This window comes from Amycolatopsis ultiminotia (assembly GCF_039536925.1).
GTDB classification, from domain to species: Bacteria; Actinomycetota; Actinomycetes; order Mycobacteriales; family Pseudonocardiaceae; genus Amycolatopsis; species Amycolatopsis ultiminotia.
Genome location: NZ_BAAAZN010000002.1, coordinates 272,349 through 285,502, shown reverse-complemented (window position 1 = coordinate 285,502; position 13,154 = coordinate 272,349). Strand labels below are relative to the sequence as shown.

Genomic DNA, 13,154 nt, shown 5'->3' with positions numbered 1-13,154 from the left:
GCCCGCCAACGGTCACCACTCGCGCGAACAGCCGCCCGCCAACGGTCACCACTCGCGCGAACAGCCGCCCGCCAACGGTCACCACTCGCGCGAACAGCCGCCCGCCAACGGTCACCACTCGCGCGAACAGCCGCCCGCCAACGGTCACCACTCGCGCGAACGGTCACCACTCGCGAGCCGACGGCGACCACTCGCGCACGAAAGTCACCAGTCGCCCGCCAACGGTCGCCAGCCGCGTGCCGAAGGGGCCGGTCGCTCGCGAAAGATGGACGTTCGCGAGCCAACGATCGCCGGTCGCACCTCAATCGTCGCCTGGGCGTACCCCAACGGCGATCACTCGCACGAACAGTCACCACCCGCACCCAACGGCGACCACTCGCGCACGAAAGTCACCACTCGCACGCCAACGGTCACCAGTCGCGTGCCGACGGGCCGGTCGCGCGCGAGTGGTGACCGCTCGCGGCCGTTCGGTCGGCGGCAGGCGGTCTTATACGTGGCGCGTGCCCGCCGTCAAGGGCGCAGTCATCAGTGCCGCGCAGGCGGGTCCTGGCGGGGCAGGGGTCAGCCGCTGCCGGAGGTGATCGTCCGCAGCTCGGCGGGCCCAGAGCGGGTCAAGGCGGCCAGTGCAGCCGTGCGGAGTGTCGGCGCGACCAGGCTGTCGGCGCGACCGGGCTGCCAACGGTCGAGGCCGTCGGCGCGGTCAGTCGACCAGAACAATCGACCGCCGCGGCCAAGAGCAGCCAGCGCAGCCGACGCGCCCAGCCACCGCGGTCAGACCGACCGGCACACCCACCGCAGTCAGACCAGCCGGCGCACCCACCGCAGTCGGACCGACCGGCACACTCACCGTCGCCAGACCAGCCGGCACACCCAGCCATCGCGGGTCATGGCAAGCACCGCAGCGCAGCCCGCAACCCCGACCCGGCGAGCAGGCGTCCGGGTCCGGGTCCGGGTCCGGGTCCGCGAGAAGGGTCCTCAGGCGTCGCCGCCGGGGCGGAGGCCCTGGTAGATCTCCTTGCACGCCGGGCAGACCGGGGAGCCCGGCTTCGGGGAGCGCGTGACCGGGAAGACCTCGCCGCACAGTGCCACCACGTGCGTGCCCGTGACCGCGCTTTCGGCGATCTTGTTCTTGCGCACGTAGTGGAACATCTTCGGGGTGTCGTCGTCGGTCGACTCGGTGCTGTCGGTCTCCGGCTTGGTCAGCGTCTCGGTGCTCACCCCTCCATCATGCCTCAGCCGCGCCGCTCCCGGAACGCCCGGCCGCGCCGGTAGGCTCGCCGACACGCCCACGAACCAGCGGGAGCCGGGATGCCCCACGACCCCACCCACCGATGGCAGCCCGCGCTGGCGTGTCTCGGTGGCGATCCCCGGGCCGGCCACGACGCCTGGGCCGAGCTGGAGCGGCGCTACCGCGAACCGCACCGCCGCTACCACGGCCTCGCGCACGCGGCTGCCGTCGCCCAAGACGCCGAGCAGCTGGCACTAGACCTGCCGGTACGCGAACGCGCCGTCGTCGTCCTCGCTGCCTGGGCACACGACGTGGTCTACGACGCCATCCCCGGCGAAGACGAACGGCGCAGCGCCGAGTGGCTACAGCGCTGGCTGACCCGCGCAGGCGTGGCGAAGGAACACGTCGACCGCGCTGAAGCCCTCGTGCTGGCGACAGCGAAGCACGAAGCCCCCGAAGGCGACGCAGCCGCCGTCGCTCTTCTCGACGCCGACCTCGCCATCCTCGGCGCAACACCAGCCGCGTATGCCACATACGCGGACAACGTGCGCCAGGAGTACGCACGCTACGACGAAGCCACGTGGGCGGCCGGGCGCGCCGCTGTCCTGGAGAACCTGCTGAAGCGCCCGAAGCTGTACCTCAGTGAGCGCGCGCGGTCACGTTGGGAAGCCGCAGCGCGCCGGAACCTGCGCGCGGAGCTGACCCGCTGGCGCCCGGAGCACGGCGATCACCGATGATGTCCGTCCGTGACCACACAGACCCCACTGTTCCTTCACGATGAGGTCGCCTCGGCGTTGCGCGACGGTCACCCCGTCGTCGCACTCGAGAGCACCATCCTTTCCCACGGTCTGCCCCACGGACGCAACCTGGACGTCGCACGCAGGCTCGAACAAATCGTGCGCGACGGCAATGCCGTGCCTGCCACCATCGCCGTGCTGGACGGCCGGCCGGTGATCGGCCTCTCCCCGGCCGAGCTGGAACGCGTGTGCGCACCCGGCGCCGGTCTGGAGAAGCTGTCGCTGCGGGACCTCGGCCCGGCGGCAGGCCTCGGCCGATCCGGCGCGACCACGGTGGCCGCGACGTCCGCGCTCGCCGCCGCGGCGGGCATCGGGGTCTTCGCGACCGGCGGGCTCGGCGGGGTGCACCTCGGCGCCGCGCAGAGCTGGGACGTGTCCGCCGACCTCGGCGTGCTCGCGAAGGTGCCGACCGTGGTCGTGTGCTCCGGCGTCAAGTCCGTGCTCGACATCGCGGCCACGCTGGAGGTCCTGGAAACCCGCTCGGTGCCGGTGCTCGGTTACCGCACGGACGACTTCCCGTCGTTCTACCTGCGCTCGTCGGGCCACCCGGTCGGATGGCGCGTCGACGACCCGGCGCAGGCCGCCGCGGTGATCTCCGCACACCGCGCGTTCGCCGATTCCGGTGTGCTGCTGGCGAATCCGATCCCTCCGGAGTCCGAAATGGACCGTTCGCTGCACGACCGGCTGCTGCGCGATGGACTGGCCAAAGTGGACCAGGACCGTGTGCACGGCTCGGAAGTGACCCCGTTGCTGCTGGAGCACTTCCACACCGGCAGCGGCGGAGCCAGCATCGATGCGAACGAGGCGCTGGTGCTGTCCAACGCCGAGCTCGCCGCCGAAGTGGCGGTGGCGCTGTCGTGACCGCCGTCGTGGTGGTCGGCGACGCCGGCCTTGACGTTGTCGCGCGGCACGACCAACCGCTCCCGCACGGCGGTGACGCCCGCGCAAAGGTGCGCTTCACCGGTGGCGGCTCGGGCGCGAACACCGCACTGTGGCTGTGTTCCCTCGGCACGGACGCCACGCTCGTCGCCAGGGTCGGCGACGACTCCGGCGGCAGGCTGATCCGCGCCGAACTGGAGGCGGCGGGCGTGCGCTGCGCGTTCGCGGTCGATCCGGATGCCGCCACCTGCTGCGTCGTGGTGCTCGTCGACGGCGGCGGCGAGCGCAGCATGCTCGCCGACCGCGGCGCGAACCAGCGCTTCGCGCCCGGCGACGTCACCCCGGAGGCGCTGGCCGGCGCAAGTCACCTGCACCTGTCCGGCTACGTACTGCTGGACCCGCCGTCCCGCCCAGCCGGGCTGGCCGCGCTCGCCGCGGCGAAGGAGGCGGGCCTGACCACCTCGGTCGACCCGCAGGCGGCGGCGCACATCCACGATCCGGCGACGTTCCTCGCCGACGTGCGCGGAACCGACCTGCTGCTGCCCAACACCGAGGAACTGGTGGCGCTCACCGGTTCCGCCGATCCGGAATCCGCCGGTGAACTGCTCACCTCGGTTGGCGCGGTCGCGGTCACCGCCGGGCTGGCCGGTGCCAGCTGGGTCGACCGCGACGGGATCACCTCGGTCCCCGCGGTCGAGGCCGACTGTGTCGACTCGACCGGCGCGGGCGACGCGTTCGACGCCGGCGTGCTCACCACCTGGTTGGCCGGAAAGTCCACAGTGGACGTCCTGCGTGCGGGCACCCGGCTCGGCGCGCTGGCAGTGGGCCGGATGGGCCCGCAGCCCTGACCGGCCGGCTCCGCGCGGCGGGAGGTCAGCCGTCGATCACCCGGTGCTCGCGGTGCTCGATCCGGGTGGCCTCCGGTGCGTAGCGGTTCACCTGCTCCGACTTGCGCGGCGGGCGATCGTTCGCGATCAGCACGGCGACCCAGGGCAGCGGCACCGAGATGACGAGGAACGTGATCGCCAGCCACCACGTGTGGTAGGTCAGTCCGGCCAGGACCAGGCACGGGATCCGGCAGGCCATCATCGTGACGTACTTGCGCTTCCGTGCCGCCAGCTGGTCCTCGTACGAGGGTTCGGCCTCGGTGATCAGGACCGCAGAACTCGGCTCCGGTCCGTGGGCGGGCGCGTTCACGGCACCACCTCCGGTTCCCATGCTCCCACTCATCGCAGTTCGCCGATACCCGGGTGGGTGAACCGCGACAAAGCCGCGACCACCAGCGTCTCGACCCCGGTGCGCAGCGTCGGGTGCAGGACCGGGGCGAAGCGCGGCGAGTGGTTCGACGGCACGTCCGATTCGAGCCGTCCCTCGGTCATCGCGGTGATCACCTGCTGCGGGTCGAAGCCGCCGACCAGCCAGAACACCGAGGGCACGCCGGCCGCGCGGCCGAACTCGCTGAAGTCCTCGCTGCCGGTGACCTGTGGCGCGGGCAGTGTGGCTTCGGTGCCGAAGTGCTCGCGGAACACCTCGGTCAGCTCTTCCGAGGCGGCCTCGTCGTTGTGCGTGACGGGATAGGCACCGACCACCTCGATCGTCGGTGGTTTCGGCGCGCCCGCTCCGGCGGCCTCGGCGTTCACGATCCGCTCGATGGCGGTGTGCAGCCGCTGCAGGACTCCGTCGTCGAACGCGCGGGTGTTGACCTCCAGCACGGCGTCGTCCGCGATCACGTTCGCCGCGGTACCGACGTGCAGCGAACCGACCGTGACCACGGCCGGATCGGTCGCCGCGGTCTCGCGGGACACCACCGTCTGCAGCTTGAGCACCACCGACGCAGCCATCACCGCCGGGTCGACTGTCGTCTCCGGGCGCGAGCCGTGGCCGCCACGGCCGTGCAGCGTGATCCGCAGCGTCTCGGTGGCGGCCATGATCACTCCCGGCCGCGTGAGCACCCAACCCGCGGGCGCGGGCGCGATGTGCTGGCCGAACACCACGTCGGGACGGCTGGCGCGCTCGAATAGCCCGTCGTGGACCATCGCCAGCGCACCGCCCGCGCCTTCTTCAGCGGGCTGGAACACCACGAGCAGCGTGCCGGACCAGCCCTCCCTACCGGCAGCCAGCAGGTGCGCGGCGCCGGAAAGCCACGTCGCGTGCATGTCGTGCCCGCACGCGTGCATCAGCGGCACGTCGTTCCCGTTCTCGTCGATGCCACGCGCCGTGCTCGCGTACGACAGCCCGGTCTGCTCCTCAACCGGCAGTGCGTCGATGTCGGCGCGCAGGAGGACCGTGGGACCTTCACCGTTCCGCAGCACGCCAGCCACACCGGTGCGCCCCACTTCCGTGTGCACCTCGAAGCCGTCTTCGGTCAGACGGCGGGCAAGCTCCGCCGCTGTACGGGTTTCGGTGAACGCGAGCTCGGGATGGCGGTGCAAGTCGACGTACAGCGCCTCCAATCCGGGCAGCGCATCCTCAAGCGGTGCGAGGACACGGTCAGTGGTCTCGGTGGTCACGGGAGTCATCGTGGCAGGCTTACCCCTTGTGCGCACGAACACACCTCTGCCCAACCTGTCCGACGACGTCTGTGCAAGGCTGCGCGAAGCCTTCCGGCGTGCCGCCTACGACGCCGACGGTGTGGTAGCCGCGCTCGGCGGCAGCGCGCATGCAGCGCTCGGCCGCGGCGAGCCCGAACCCGCTCGGCGCGCCAGCCTCGACGCAGGAGATCTCGGCTGCCTGATTCGAGTGTTCCTTCTCGGCCTCGTGGAGCCCGAGAAGGCCGTGTCGACCGCCTTCGCACCACTGACAGCGGACGATGCGGTCGCAGCCGGCATCCTTCGCCCCAGCGACGACGGGTACGCCGCAGCCCTCGACATCCGACCGCACGGTGACGAAGAGGGCTCGTGGTGGGTGGTTTCCGACCTCGACGCCGACATGCTCGGGCACACCGTGCCCGAGGACCACGTGCTCGGGGTCGGACACGCTTCGCTCAGCCTCATCCGCGCGACGAGCCGCCGCCCGGTCGACCGTCTGCTCGACCTCGGCACGGGCAACGGCGTACAGGCGCTGCACGCCACTCGCCATGCCCGCCAGGTGACCGCCACCGACGTGTCGGCTCGCGCGCTCGCCCTCGCCGCGGGCACCTTCCGGCTCAACGAGCTGGACGTGGAGCTGCTGCGCGGCGAATGGTTCGCGCCGGTCGCCCGTCGCCGGTTCGACCAGGTGGTGTGCAACCCGCCGTTCGTGGTCGGGCCACCGCGCGTCGACTACACCTACCGCGATTCCGGTCTGGCGGGAGACGACGCCAGTGCACTGGTGGTGCGACAGCTGCCCGGTTTCCTCGACGACGGCGGCGTGGGTCAGCTGCTCGCCTCGTGGCTGCATCGGCGCGGCGAGGACTGGTCGGACCGAGTTACCCGCTGGCTGCCGCCTGAGACCGACGCGTGGTTCGTACAGCGCGACGTAGCCGATCCCGGCCTGTACGTCGGCACTTGGTTGCGTGACGAAGGCATCGACCCACGTTCGCCGGAAGGCCGGGCGAAGGCCACCGCGTGGCTCGACTGGTTCAGCGAAAACGACGTACAGGGCATCGGTTTCGGCTTCGTCACGCTTCGCCGCGCGGACAGCTGTACGCCCACTGTCGTCTGCGAAGACCTTCGCCAGGCGTACGACGACCCGCTCGGCCCGGAGGCCGCGAACTGGCTCGACCGTGTCGAATGGCTGCGCGCGCACGGCGACGAGCTGATGGACATCGCCTTCCAGGTGCCGGACACCGTGCTGCTGGAACGCGTCGACTCCCCTGGCGACGAAGGCTGGGAGACCACCGTGCGCCGGCTGCACCGCACCGACGGGCCCGGCTGGCAGCACGAGGTCGACGAGCTCGCCACGCGCCTGCTCGCCGGCTGCCGCGGTTTGCTGCCGCTCACCGACCTGGTGGAGCTGCTGGCCGCCGCGCAGGGACTGGCGGTGGACGAACTGGCCGCCGCGGCACTGCCCGTGGTCCGGGAACTGGTGCGGCACGGGATGCTCGTGCCGGCGGCGCGATGAGGGCGGTCGTGGCACGCGTCACCCGCGCGAGCGTGACCGTGGCGGACGAGGTCGTCGGAGCGATCGACGAGCCGGGCCTGTTGGTGCTGCTGGGCATCCACACCGGCGACGATCGGGCGAAGGTGCCGGTGATGGCGCGCAAATTGCACGAATTACGGCTTTTGCGGAACGAGGAGTCCTGTGCGGGCACCGGCGCGCCACTGCTGGTGGTGTCGCAATTCACGCTCTACGGCGACACCCGCAAGGGCCGCCGCCCGTCGTGGACCGCCGCGGCCCGCCCGGACCTCGCCGAGCCGCTGGTCGACGCCGTGGTCGAGGAGCTGCGCGGCCGCGGCGCGACGGTGGCGACCGGAAGGTTCGGCGCGATGATGGCCGTAGCGAGCGTGAACGACGGGCCGTGCACCGTCCTGATTGAGGTCTAGACCACTTTCGCCACCACCCGCACGGGGTACTCCGCGTCGTTATTCCCCATCGCGGTGCGGTTCTCAGCAAAACCTCAGTTTTGGTGGAGCAACCGCACACCCGATCCGGCCGTCCTCATTTGGACGAGCCGGGAACGTTTCTCCGACCCGGAGCGTTGACATCGGTGTCCAGCCAAGCCGGCTGGGCCCGCGGTCCGGGATCCACAGGCCCCGTTCCGCAGGCGCTACACCGGCGAGACACGTTCAGCCCGTGACCGGGGAGGCAGAATGTCAGTCCAGACTCTCGAACGCGAAGCGCGCGGGATTCGCGAGCGCGGGATTCCAGCACAGCAGATCGAGGAGCCGGTGAGCCCGAGCATTCCGGGCACGCTCACCGACGCCGATCTCGACGCGCAAAGCCCGGCCGCCGATCTGGTGCGCGTGTACCTCAACGGCATCGGCAAAACCGCGCTGCTCACCGCCGCCGACGAGGTCGAACTCGCCAAGCGGATCGAGGCGGGTGTGTTCGCCCAGCACATGCGGGACACCGCGGAGAACCTCAGCACCCAGCGCCGCAAGGAGCTGTCCGCACTCGTGCGCGACGGCCACCGGGCCAAGGACCATCTGCTGGAGGCCAACCTCCGGCTCGTGGTGTCGCTGGCCAAGCGCTACACCGGCCGGGGGATGCCGCTGCTCGACCTGATCCAGGAGGGGAACCTGGGTCTGATCCGCGCGGTGGAGAAGTTCGACTACTCCAAGGGGTTCAAGTTCTCGACCTACGCCACGTGGTGGATCCGCCAGGCGATCACCCGCGGCATGGCCGACCAGGGCCGCACCATCCGGCTGCCGGTCCACCTCGTCGAGCAGGTGAACAAGCTCGCCCGCATCCGGCGTGACCTGCACCAGCAACTCGGCCGCGACGCCACGCACGAGGAACTCGCCGCGGAATCGGGCATCCCGGTGCACAAGATCTCCGACCTGCTCGACCAGTCCCGCGACCCGGTCAGCCTCGACATGCCGGTCGGCACCGAGGAGGACGCCCCGCTCGGCGACTTCATCGAGGACTCCGAAGCGACCGACGCGGAGAGCGCGGTCATCTCCGGGCTCCTGCAGGACGACCTGCGCCGCGTGCTCGCCACCCTCGACGACCGCGAACAGCACGTCATCCGCCTGCGCTACGGCCTCGACGACGGCCAGCCCCGCACCCTCGACCAGATCGGCAAGCACTTCGGCCTCTCCCGCGAGCGAGTGCGCCAGATCGAACGCGAGGTCATGGCAAAACTCCGCCAGGGCGAACGAGCCGACCGGCTGCGCGCATACGCAAGCTGAGGTGGGGGTGTGGGCGAGGTGCGCTCGCTGTCGCCCCCACCTCAGGTGTCTGTGGGGGTCAACCCCCGCCAGGCGGGCCTCAGGTGTTCTGTGGGGGTCACCCCCGCCAGGCGGGCTTCGCCCCCTGGACCCCCGCCGTGGTCGCTTCATCGGTGACCTCGCTACGCGTCGGTGGTGACCTCGGGGCGGGGTGAGGCGGGGCTTTGGGGTGCACTCGCCGGTGTACTGCTCCAGGGGCGCTTTGGGGCTCAGTCCGAAACCCTGCTGGGCTGGCTCGACCCTGGGCCGTCCCTGGCCACCTCGATCCTGAAATCATCGGGGCAGCGGGGGACGAAACTCCCACCAGGCAGGTCCTCCCTCCTGGATCCGCGCCGTGGTCACGGTGCGCTGAGGTCGCCGGTGGAGATGTCGGCGAGGCGTGCTGCCGAATAGCAGATCACCGGTGTCCCTGGTCAGAGCGTCGTTGGGGTGCCGCCCCTCACTCCATCAGGCGAGCCCGTTCGGCGCACTCCGTCGGCACTTCGCCCGTGACGTCACTGCGGGTAGGGACGTCGTGGGCAGTGTGTGATCGAAGTGGGTAGCTTTCGGTAGCCGAACGCGTGCGCAACGTTGTGATTTCGAGGCCGGGTTGTTCGGCGGGGCGGGCAGTTTCGGGTTTGGCGGTTCCGGGGAGTGGGTAGCAAGCGGAGGCGACGCACGCCACGGGAAGCCCGGCGGCGTCCCTCGATCCACGCGGAGTGGATGTGTGCGCAGCCGCTCCGCTTTCCCCGGGAGGTCGGGTCCGTCGGGGTGGGCCCGGCCTCCCGAACCACGCTCCCCCGCCACGTGCGGTAGCCCACAGTGACCGCGGGGGCGGCACCGCGGGATCGGACGGTGAGTACCGTGAGCGGATCCCGATCAGGGCAAAGGAGCCTGGCTGTGCCGTCCACCACGTTTCAGCACACCGAAGTCCTGCCGCTGGGCAAGGACACCACCACCGAGTACCGGCTGGTCACCGCCGACGGCGTCGAGGTCGTCGAAGCCGCCGGGCGCAAGTTCCTGAAGGTCACCCCCGAAGCACTCACCACGCTCGCGCGCACCGCCATCACCGACATCCAGCACCTGCTGCGCACCTCGCACCTGGCCCAGCTGCGCTCGATCGTCGACGACCCCGAGGCCAGCGGCAACGACCGGTTCGTCGCGATGGACCTGCTGCGCAACGCGGCCATCTCGGCAGGCGGCGTGCTGCCCATGTGCCAGGACACCGGCACCGCCATCGTGATCGGCAAACGCACCGAGGGCGTGCTCACCGGCGGCGACGACGAACGCGCCCTCTCCCAGGGCATCTTCGACGCCTACCAGCAACTCAACCTGCGCTACTCGCAGATGGCGCCGCTGAACTTCTGGGAGGAACGCAACACCGGCACCAACCTCCCCGCCCAGGTCGAGCTCTACCACAAGGACACCGGATCCGCCGACCCGTCCTACGAGTTCCTCTTCATGGCCAAAGGCGGCGGCAGCGCCAACAAGACGTTCCTGTACCAGGAAACCAAGGCCGTGCTGAACCCGAAACGGCTTGCCCGGTTCCTCGACGAGAAACTGCGCGGCCTCGGCACCGCGGCCTGCCCGCCGTACCACCTGGCGATCGTCGTCGGCGGCATGTCCGCCGAGTTCAATCTCAAGACCGCGAAGCTCGCCTCCGCCCGCTACCTCGACGATCTGCCCCGCGAGGGTTCCGAACTGGGCCACGCGTTCCGCGACGCCGACCTCGAACAGCAGGTGCTCGAGATGACCCGCCAGTTCGGCATCGGCGCGCAGTTCGGCGGCAAGTACTTCTGCCACGACGTGCGCGTGGTCCGGCTGCCCCGGCACGGCGCCAGCTGCCCGGTCGGCATCGCCGTGTCCTGCTCGGCCGACCGCCAGGCCAAGGCGAAGATCACCGCCGAGGGCGTGTTCATCGAACAGCTCGAACACGACCCCGCCCGGTTCCTGCCCGAGGTGACCGAGGACGACCTGTCCGACGAGGTGGTCGGGGTCGACCTGAACCGGCCGATGGACGAGATCCGCGCACAGCTGTCCCAGCTGCCGGTGAAGACCCGGCTGTCGCTGTCCGGCCCGCTGGTGGTGGCGCGCGACATCGCGCACGCGAAGATCGCCGAACGGCTCGACGCCGGCGAGCAGATGCCGCAGTACCTGCGCGACCACCCGGTCTACTACGCGGGCCCGGCGAAGACCCCGGAGGGCTACGCGTCCGGATCGTTCGGTCCCACCACGGCCGGCCGGATGGACTCCTACGTCGCGCAGTTCCAGGCCGCGGGCGGCTCACTGGTGATGCTCGCCAAGGGAAACCGTTCCAGCCAGGTCACCGCGGCCTGCCGTGCGCACGGTGGCTTCTACCTCGGCTCGATCGGCGGCCCGGCGGCGCGGCTGGCCAAGGACTGCATCAAGCAGGTCGACGTGCTCGAATACGCCGAACTCGGTATGGAAGCGGTCTGGCGGATCGAGGTGGAGGACTTCCCCGCGTTCATCGTGATCGACGACAAGGGCAACGACTTCTTCGCCGAAACCAGCGAACCGGTGCTGCAGATCAGCTTCCGCTGACCCTGCACCGCAACGGATCAGCCCGGTCCGTCCGCAGTGGACGGACCGGGTGGCGCCTGACCGGTGAGCAGCCCGGCGATCCGGTCCAGCTCGGCGAGTTCGGCGGCGGAGAGCGCCCGCAGCTGCGGCGGCGGTTCACCGACGAGCCGGTCCGCGCGGGCCGCCTCCCGGCGCCCGGCCGGCGTGGCCGTGACGATGCGCCTGCGGCGGTCGTCCGGATCGGGTTCGCGGACCACGAGCCCACGCCGGACCAGATCGTCCACCACCAGCGTGGTGTACGGGGAATCGGTGCTCAGCTGCGCGGTCAGCTCACGCATGGTCAGCGGGCCGGCTGCCACCCGCCGCAGCGCCTTGACCTTGATGAAGCTCATCCCCAGCGCCTCGGACACCGCACCGCGGCGGTCGTGGATCTCCAGCACCACCGCGCGCAGCCGGGCCCACACCCGGGTCGCCTCGTCCGCGCTCACCCGGCGGACACCAGCTCGGGATCGAGATCGGCGGACACCCGGCGCGCACTCGCCCGCGCCCACCCGCTCGTGGTCACCAGGCCCAGCGCCAGCACCAGCAGACCGCATCCGCAGATGATCCACCAGCCGGCGTGGCTGGCCTCGGCCAGCCCCTCGGCGAACGAGCCGCGCACCCCGGACGTGACGACCGCGCCGATCACCGCGACCCCGAACGACGCCCCCACCTGGCGGCTCGTGGACGCGATCGCGGAGGCCACCCCGGCCTGTGCCCGTGGCATCCCGGAGACAGCCGCGTTGGTGATCGGCGCGTTGACCATGCCGAAACCGACCCCGAAGACGACGTAGGCGACGATCAGCCACCACAACGGCGTGTCCACGGTGATCACGGCGAGCAGGGCAGCCGCCACGGTGATCGCCACGCCGGCCAGCACGAGTGGCAGCCGGGCGCCCCGGGCACCGACCACCCGGCCGGCGATCGGCGCCGCGACCGCCGTCATCGCGGCCATCGGGAGAGTGAGCAATCCGGCGTGCAGTGCGCTGTACCCCAGCGCGTCCTGCAGGTAGAGCGTGTTGACGAAGAGGAATCCGGCGAGCCCGGCAAACGCGCAGATCGCGATCAGCGTCGCGCCGGAGAACGGCACGCTGCGGAAGAACTTCAGTTCCAGCAACGGTTCCACCCGGCGCCGCTCGTACGGCACGAGCACCGCAAGCGCGACGAGGGCGAGCACGAAGGAGACGAGGATCGGCGGCGAGCCGTAGCCGGCGTCGCGGCCTTCGATGATCCCGTAGGTGAGCCCGGCGAGGAACACGATCACCAGCAGCTGGCCCACCGGATCGAGCCTGCGCGCGTGCGGCGCGCGCGATTCCGGCACGAACACCGCGGTGAGCACCACCGCGGCCAGCGCCACCGGCACGTTGATCCAGAAGATCGACCGCCAGCCCGCGGACTCGACGAGCGCGCCGCCGACCACCGGGCCGACCGCCATGCTCAGGCCGACCACCGAGCCCCAGGCACCGATCGCGCGGGCCCGCTCCCGGGGTTCGGTGAACGTGTTGGTGATGATCGACATCGCGACCGGGTTGAGCATCGACCCGCCGATCGCCTGCACCGCACGGAAAACGATGAGCAGCCCGACGTTCGGCGCGAGCCCGCACAGCAGCGAGCCGATCCCGAACAGCACCAGCCCGGTCTGGAACGTGCGGCGGCGGCCGAGCCGGTCGGCGGTCGAACCGGACAGCATCAGCAGGCTGGCGAGCACGAGCGTGTAGGCGTCGATCGTCCACTGCAGACTCGACACGGACGCGCCGAGATCGCGCTGGATGGCAGGCAGCGCCAGATTCACGATCGTGTTGTCCAGGCCGACGATGAACAGGCTCAGGCAACAGACGGCGAGCACGATCTGCCGCCGCCGTCGGCTCAGCTCCGGCATGC

Annotated in this window: 12 protein-coding genes; 7 read left to right on the top strand and 5 right to left on the bottom strand. The window is 70.8% G+C overall.

Features of this window, described 5'->3' with window-relative positions:
• Positions 1-975 precede the first annotated feature (975 nt).
• Positions 976-1,218 (bottom strand): DUF3039 domain-containing protein, encoded by a 243-nt coding sequence (locus tag ABD793_RS06245; RefSeq protein WP_344856280.1) that lies wholly within the window; start codon positions 1,216-1,218, stop codon positions 976-978.
• A gap of 90 nt (positions 1,219-1,308) precedes the next feature.
• Between ABD793_RS06245 and ABD793_RS06240 the strand changes: the two genes are divergently transcribed.
• Genes ABD793_RS06240 through ABD793_RS06230 form a run of 3 tightly spaced genes read left to right on the top strand, consistent with a single transcriptional unit; the run spans position 1,309 to position 3,752 of the window.
• Positions 1,309-1,965: an HD domain-containing protein gene (locus tag ABD793_RS06240; RefSeq protein ID WP_344856278.1), complete on the top strand. Its 657-nt coding sequence runs from the start codon at positions 1,309-1,311 to the stop codon at positions 1,963-1,965.
• A gap of 9 nt (positions 1,966-1,974) precedes the next feature.
• On the top strand, positions 1,975-2,886 hold the full coding sequence (locus tag ABD793_RS06235) for a pseudouridine-5'-phosphate glycosidase (RefSeq protein WP_344856276.1): 912 nt from the start codon (positions 1,975-1,977) through the stop codon (positions 2,884-2,886).
• Positions 2,883-3,752, top strand: a complete 870-nt coding sequence (locus ABD793_RS06230) for a carbohydrate kinase family protein (protein ID WP_344856274.1) — start codon at positions 2,883-2,885, stop codon at positions 3,750-3,752. The genes ABD793_RS06235 and ABD793_RS06230 overlap by 4 nt, the downstream gene beginning before the upstream one ends.
• A 25-nt stretch (positions 3,753-3,777) precedes the next feature.
• On the opposite strand, the gene ABD793_RS06225 is transcribed toward ABD793_RS06230, so the two are convergent.
• On the bottom strand, positions 3,778-4,122 hold the full coding sequence (locus ABD793_RS06225; RefSeq protein WP_344856272.1) for a DUF3099 domain-containing protein: 345 nt from the start codon (positions 4,120-4,122) through the stop codon (positions 3,778-3,780).
• Positions 4,123-4,130: 8 nt separating this feature from the next.
• Positions 4,131-5,423, bottom strand: coding sequence for an amidohydrolase (locus ABD793_RS06220; RefSeq protein ID WP_344856270.1), 1,293 nt, complete (start codon positions 5,421-5,423; stop codon positions 4,131-4,133).
• A gap of 37 nt (positions 5,424-5,460) precedes the next feature.
• Here ABD793_RS06220 and ABD793_RS06215 point away from each other — a divergent pair, with 37 nt between their 5' ends.
• From ABD793_RS06215 to ABD793_RS06200, 4 genes are all read left to right on the top strand, one after another.
• A complete protein-coding gene (locus ABD793_RS06215) occupies positions 5,461-6,945 on the top strand; it encodes a DUF7782 domain-containing protein (RefSeq protein WP_344856869.1) in 1,485 nt (494 codons plus the stop codon).
• The gene (dtd, locus tag ABD793_RS06210; protein WP_344856268.1) at positions 6,942-7,367 is read left to right on the top strand and encodes a D-aminoacyl-tRNA deacylase; all 426 of its coding nucleotides are present in this window, start codon (positions 6,942-6,944) and stop codon (positions 7,365-7,367) included. The genes ABD793_RS06215 and dtd overlap by 4 nt, the downstream gene beginning before the upstream one ends.
• A 267-nt stretch (positions 7,368-7,634) precedes the next feature.
• Entirely contained in the window at positions 7,635-8,675 is a 1,041-nt protein-coding gene (locus tag ABD793_RS06205; RefSeq protein ID WP_344856266.1) for a sigma-70 family RNA polymerase sigma factor, read from the top strand.
• 918 nt (positions 8,676-9,593) lie between these two features.
• Positions 9,594-11,255 carry a fumarate hydratase gene (locus tag ABD793_RS06200; protein ID WP_344856264.1) on the top strand — a complete coding sequence of 554 codons (1,662 nt, stop codon included), beginning with the start codon at positions 9,594-9,596 and terminating at the stop codon, positions 11,253-11,255.
• 17 nt (positions 11,256-11,272) lie between these two features.
• Here ABD793_RS06200 and ABD793_RS06195 read toward each other — a convergent pair whose 3' ends face one another.
• The gene (locus ABD793_RS06195; protein ID WP_344856262.1) at positions 11,273-11,722 is read right to left on the bottom strand and encodes a MarR family winged helix-turn-helix transcriptional regulator; all 450 of its coding nucleotides are present in this window, start codon (positions 11,720-11,722) and stop codon (positions 11,273-11,275) included.
• Positions 11,719-13,152, bottom strand: coding sequence for an MFS transporter (locus tag ABD793_RS06190; protein ID WP_344856260.1), 1,434 nt, complete (start codon positions 13,150-13,152; stop codon positions 11,719-11,721). Before ABD793_RS06190 ends, ABD793_RS06195 begins: the two co-directional genes overlap by 4 nt.
• Positions 13,153-13,154 lie beyond the last annotated feature (2 nt).